Annotated in this window: 7 protein-coding genes; 2 read left to right on the top strand and 5 right to left on the bottom strand. The window is 66.8% G+C overall.

Going from position 1 to position 4,876, the window contains the following annotated elements; all coding sequences use genetic code 11:
• The 3 genes from ACRDUX_RS28295 to ACRDUX_RS28285 form a co-directional block, all read right to left on the bottom strand.
• Positions 1–623, bottom strand: a 623-nt coding sequence (locus tag ACRDUX_RS28295; RefSeq protein WP_526418735.1) for an MFS transporter, incomplete at its 3' end; no start/stop codon positions are given.
• A gap of 170 nt (positions 624–793) precedes the next feature.
• Positions 794–2,422 (bottom strand): monocarboxylic acid transporter, encoded by a 1,629-nt coding sequence (locus ACRDUX_RS28290; protein ID WP_526418731.1) that lies wholly within the window; start codon positions 2,420–2,422, stop codon positions 794–796.
• Entirely contained in the window at positions 2,419–2,760 is a 342-nt protein-coding gene (locus ACRDUX_RS28285; RefSeq protein WP_526418729.1) for a DUF485 domain-containing protein, read from the bottom strand. Before ACRDUX_RS28285 ends, ACRDUX_RS28290 begins: the two co-directional genes overlap by 4 nt.
• A gap of 92 nt (positions 2,761–2,852) precedes the next feature.
• Between ACRDUX_RS28285 and ACRDUX_RS28280 the strand changes: the two genes are divergently transcribed.
• A complete protein-coding gene (locus ACRDUX_RS28280) occupies positions 2,853–3,428 on the top strand; it encodes an HhH-GPD-type base excision DNA repair protein (RefSeq protein WP_526418728.1) in 576 nt (191 codons plus the stop codon).
• A 21-nt stretch (positions 3,429–3,449) separates the two neighbouring features.
• On the opposite strand, the gene ACRDUX_RS28275 is transcribed toward ACRDUX_RS28280, so the two are convergent.
• Entirely contained in the window at positions 3,450–4,109 is a 660-nt protein-coding gene (locus ACRDUX_RS28275; protein ID WP_526418726.1) for a nitroreductase family protein, read from the bottom strand.
• Positions 4,110–4,139: 30 nt separating this feature from the next.
• Between ACRDUX_RS28275 and ACRDUX_RS28270 the strand changes: the two genes are divergently transcribed.
• Complete coding sequence (locus ACRDUX_RS28270) at positions 4,140–4,289, top strand: DUF1059 domain-containing protein (RefSeq protein ID WP_526418733.1); 150 nt, start codon at positions 4,140–4,142, stop codon at positions 4,287–4,289.
• 88 nt (positions 4,290–4,377) lie between these two features.
• Here the strand turns inward: ACRDUX_RS28270 and ACRDUX_RS28265 are convergent.
• Positions 4,378–4,876, bottom strand: a 499-nt coding sequence (locus ACRDUX_RS28265; protein WP_526418724.1) for an Rv1157c family protein, incomplete at its 5' end; no start/stop codon positions are given.

Genomic DNA, 4,876 nt, shown 5'->3' with positions numbered 1-4,876 from the left:
GCCATGAACAGGCCCGTCACCGCGAATCCGGCGAAGGCCGCGGTTGCCGCGGTGACGAAGACCGGGCGCATCTCGGCGGGTACGGAGAGCCGCTGGAATCCGAGGCGCCCAGTACGTGATGAGGTCTCGGGGGCCAGCAGCACCGCGCCAACGGCCAACAGCACCAGCACGATGTGGACGACGAACGACAGTTGCAGCGGGTGCGGTGCGTACTGGACGAGTACCCCGGCGAAGATGGGGCCTGCTCCCAGCCCGCCGATGTTCACGGCGGTGGCGACGGCGGTGGCGCGATCGCGATGCTCGGCCGGAGCGGCCTCGATGATCGCCGCGGTCGCAGTGCCGGTGAAGATACCGGCGGACAGGCCAGAGAACAGCCGTCCCAGCAGCAGCAGCGGTACGTCGTCGGCGAGCAGGAAGACCGCAGCGCTGGCCAGCGCGAAGCCGGCTCCGGCGAGCAGGACGGGTCGCCGGCCGATGGCATCGGACCAGCGGCCGAACACCAGCAGCGCGGCGAGCACACCGACCGCATAGGTGGAGAAGATGACCGTCGTGGTCAGGACGGCGAAGTGCATGCGGTCGGCATAGAGCGCATACATGGGCGTCGGGAGCGTGGTGCCCATCATGATGGCGGCGAATGCGTATGTCAGAAGCGCGAAACCGAACCGCCGCCTGGTGGAGGTCGACTGCGGTTCGGTCACTCGGACGATCGTAGGCACGAGGCGGTCAACGCCGGGAAGCCGCCCGGGCTTCCCGGCGGGCCGTCAGTGTGCTCTGTTCTTCGCGCAAGCGCTCATCAGTGCGAGATGGCCTTCTCGGCGCCGACGCCGGTCAGCGAACGGACCTCCATCTCCGCGTCGAGCGCGGGGTCGCCGGGAACCTTCGAGGTCACCGTGCCGATGATGCCGAGGACGAAGGCCAAGGGGATCGACACGATGCCGGGGTTCGCCAACGGAAACCAAGCGAAGTCCACGCCAGGGATCATCGCCGTCTTCGCGCCCGACACCGCGGGGGAGAAGACGATGAGCACCAGCGTCGAGATCAGGCCGCCGTACATGCTCCACAGTGCGCCTCGGGTGTTGAACCGCTTCCAATACAGCGAGTACACGATGGTCGGCAGGTTGGCGGCCGCGGCGATCGCGAACGCCAGCGCCACCAGGAAGGCGATGTTCTGGCCATTGGCGAGGATGCCGAGCCCGATCGCGACGATTCCGAGCACGACCGCGGTGATCCGCGAGACGCGTACCTGTTCGTCCTCGGTGACCTTGCCGGCCTTGAGCACGCTCGCGTAGACGTCGTGGGCGAACGACGCCGACGCCGTGATCGTCAACCCCGCGACAACCGCCAGGATGGTGGCGAACGCCACCGCCGAGATGACGCCGAGCAGGATGACGCCCCCGAGTTCGAATGCCAGCAGCGGTGCCGCGGAGTTCTGCCCGCCCGCCGCAGCGAGGATGCGGTCGGGTCCGACCAGCGCCGCTGCGCCGTAGCCCAGCACCAGGGTGAAGAGGTAGAAGGCGCCGATCAGGGCGATCGCCCAGACCACCGAACGGCGGGCCTCCTTGGCGGTCGGAACGGTGTAGAACCGCATCAGCACGTGCGGCAGGCCTGCGGTGCCCAGTACCAGTGCCAGCGCGAGCGACAGGAAGTTGATCTGCGACGTGACCGAGCCGCCGTACTGGGCGCCGGGCGCGAGTACGTCGCGGTCGGCGACACCTGCGGTCGTCGCAGTCGAGATCGCCGACTGAGCCGATCCGAGGATCTCGGAGAAGTTCAGGCCGAACTTGGCGAGCACCATCACCGTCATCACGGCCGCACCTACGATCAGCAGCACGGCCTTGATGATCTGCACCCAGGTGGTGCCCTTCATGCCGCCGACCAAAACGTAGACGATCATCAGGACGCCGACGACGGCGATCACGATCGCCTGCCCGCTCTTGCTGTTGATGTTGAGCAGCAGCGCGACGAGCCCGCCTGCGCCCGCCATCTGCGCCAGCAGGTAGAACAGCGACACGGTAAGCGTCGACGTCGCCGCGGCCATCCGCACGGGGCGTTCCTTGAGCCGGAAGCTCAGCACGTCGGCCATGGTGAATCTGCCGGTGTTGCGCAGCAATTCGGCGACCAGGAGCAGGGCGACCAGCCACGCGACGAGGAAGCCGATGGAGTACAGGAAGCCGTCGTAGCCATAGACGGCGATTGCGCCCGCGATCCCGAGGAAGCTGGCTGCCGACAGATAATCGCCCGCGATGGCGATGCCGTTCTGCGGGCCGGAGAACGACCGCCCGCCGGTGAAGAACTGATCGGCAGTCTGATTCTTGCGGCTTGCCTTGATGACGATGAACAGCGTGATGACGACGAACAGCGCGAAGATGCCGATGTTGGCCACCGGGTTGCCGATGGTCTCGCTGGCTGCGAGGAGCGTCATCGTTGGGTGCCTTCCATCTCGGCGCGGATGGCCGCCGCGCGCGGATCCAGCTCGCGGTTGGCGAATCGCACGTAGAGGCCGGTGATGACGAATGTGGTCAGGAACTGGCCGAGTCCGATGAGCAGGCCGACGTTGACGTTGCCGAACACCTGGATGGCCATGAAGTCGTGGGCGAACGCGCCGAGCAGGACGTAGGTGGCGTACCAGACGAGGAAGAACGCCGTCATTGGAAAGACGAAGCGGCGCAGGCGCGTCCGGAGTTCCTGGAACTCGGGACTGGCCTGCATCTCGAGGAACTGTTGCTCGGTGTGGGCGGGTGGGCTATCGGTGGTCGACACCGCGGTACTCCTGACCTCGTCGTTCGGTATTGAGCGGCTCTCAGCATACTGAGGGCCAAGTCACAGTTAGGCCTTTCCCTTAGACTGCCTCGATGGCGAAGTTGCAGCTAGTGCAGGATCCGGCCGCCGATGAGCTGTTGGAGCACAACCCCTTTGCGTTGCTGGTTGGCATGATGCTCGATCAGCAGATCCCGATGGAGGTGGCGTTCGCCGGGCCAAGGAAGATCGCGGACCGCATCGGTGGCGTTGACGCCCGTGAGATCGCGGACTACGACCCCGACGCCTTCATCGCCATGTGTTCGGAACGCCCCGCGGTCCATCGCTTCCCGGGCTCGATGGCCAAACGGTTGCAGACCTTGGCGCAGGCCATCGTCGAGGAGTACGGCGGCGATGCCGTCGGCCTCTGGACGGCTGGTGATCCCGACGGCGCCGAGGTGCTGCGTCGGCTCAAGGCGTTGCCTGGCTTCGGCGAACAGAAGGCCAGGATCTTCCTCGCTCTGCTCGGCAAGCAGTACGGCGTGACGCCGACGGGATGGCGCGCCGCCGCGGGCGACTACGGCAAGGCGGGGACGCACATGTCGGTGGCGGACGTCGTCGACAAGGGGTCATTGGAGAAGGTGCGGTCGTACAAGAAGCAGGCGAAGGCGGCAGCGAAGGCCAAGGCTTAGCGCCGAACTCGCGGTGTCACCTCAGAGCGGCGGGCCGTCGAAGCGTTCGCGGGTGACGAACTCGGCAACGGGTCTGCGCGTGAGCTTTCTGACCTGACGGGCGGGCTTGCCGAGCGGGACGATGGTGGCGATCGCGTACTCGTCGGGGATGGCGAGCAGTTCCCGCACCCGTGGCTCCTCGGATATCGCCATGGTGCTGGTGACGCCGCCGAAGCCCTCGCTGCGGGCGGCCAGGAGGACGTTCCAGACGAATGGATACACCGACGCGCCGCTGACCACGCCGATGCGGTCGAGTTCCTGATCCGTCGCCGCGACCACGCCGAGATCCACGCAGATCACCAACACGACCGCCGCCTCTCTCAACGGCGCCGTCATCTGTGCGGGTGGCTCGGTGGCGGCAACGGTCTGCGGGTCGACGCCGCACGGCCGCAACGGGTTCCACGGTGACTCACCGTTGGCCAATTGCGCGGCATAGCGCCGGGCGGCGGGGATCGACAGCTCGGCCAGACGCTCGCGCGTCGCCGCGTCGCGAACCACGATCACGCGTACGCCCTGCCGATTGCCGCCACTCGGGGCGAAGCGGGCATTGTCGAGGATGCGCGTCAGAACTTCGTCGGGCAGGGGATCGCCGGTGAACTGGCGGACCGCCCCCGTCGTGCGCATTACGTCATACAGGTCCATGCGCCCATCATCCTCGTGGGATCGTGAAGCATGGCGAAAACACACTTGAGCTGTCCCTGCGGAGAAGCCATCACCGGCACCGACGAGGACGACCTGGTCGAGAAGGCTCAGGAGCACCTGTCCGAGGCGCACCCCGGTCGCGAGTACGACCGGGAAATGATTCTCTTCATGGCTTACTGACCAGGCGGCCCAGTCGCCGAAATAGCATTCCCTGTCGTCAAGATCGAGGCTCAACGACAGGGAATGCTATTTCGCGGGGAGGCGATGGTCACGGGACGACGGTCGAGCCGATCGTCGGCATGAACTGGCACTGCTTCTCGGTGGTCGTGACCTGACCGAAGATGGTCGACATGATGCTGCCGGAGCCCGTGTCGGCGATCACCGTGAGCGTCGTCGGCCCTGCCGGGTTGATATCGCTCTGCGGTTTTAGCGTCGCCGTACCCGACTTGCCGGTCGTCAGGTTCACCCAGGTGACGTTCAGCGGCAGCTTCTGCTCGGCGGCCGGACCCGGAGTGCCCATCGCGGTGAACACGTATGCCGTCTGACCCGCGCCGGGGCCCGGCTTCGGGATCGTCGCCGGTCCCGCTACCGAGATCGCCGTCGCCAGCACGTTTCCGCCGTCCTTGAGGCAGCCGTTGCTGATCGACGGGTACATGAAGTCCTGCGTTGTCGGGGCGTCCGGTCCGAAGGCGGCATCGGGCGCAGGCGCGCCGTCCGGACCAGGGACGGCTGCCGCCGCGGGAGCGGCGTCGGGAGCGGGCGCGGGA

Origin of the sequence: Mycobacterium sp., assembly GCF_050701675.1 — a bacterium.
Classification (GTDB): domain Bacteria; phylum Actinomycetota; class Actinomycetes; order Mycobacteriales; family Mycobacteriaceae; genus Mycobacterium.
This window is presented reverse-complemented; position numbering and strand designations above follow the sequence as displayed.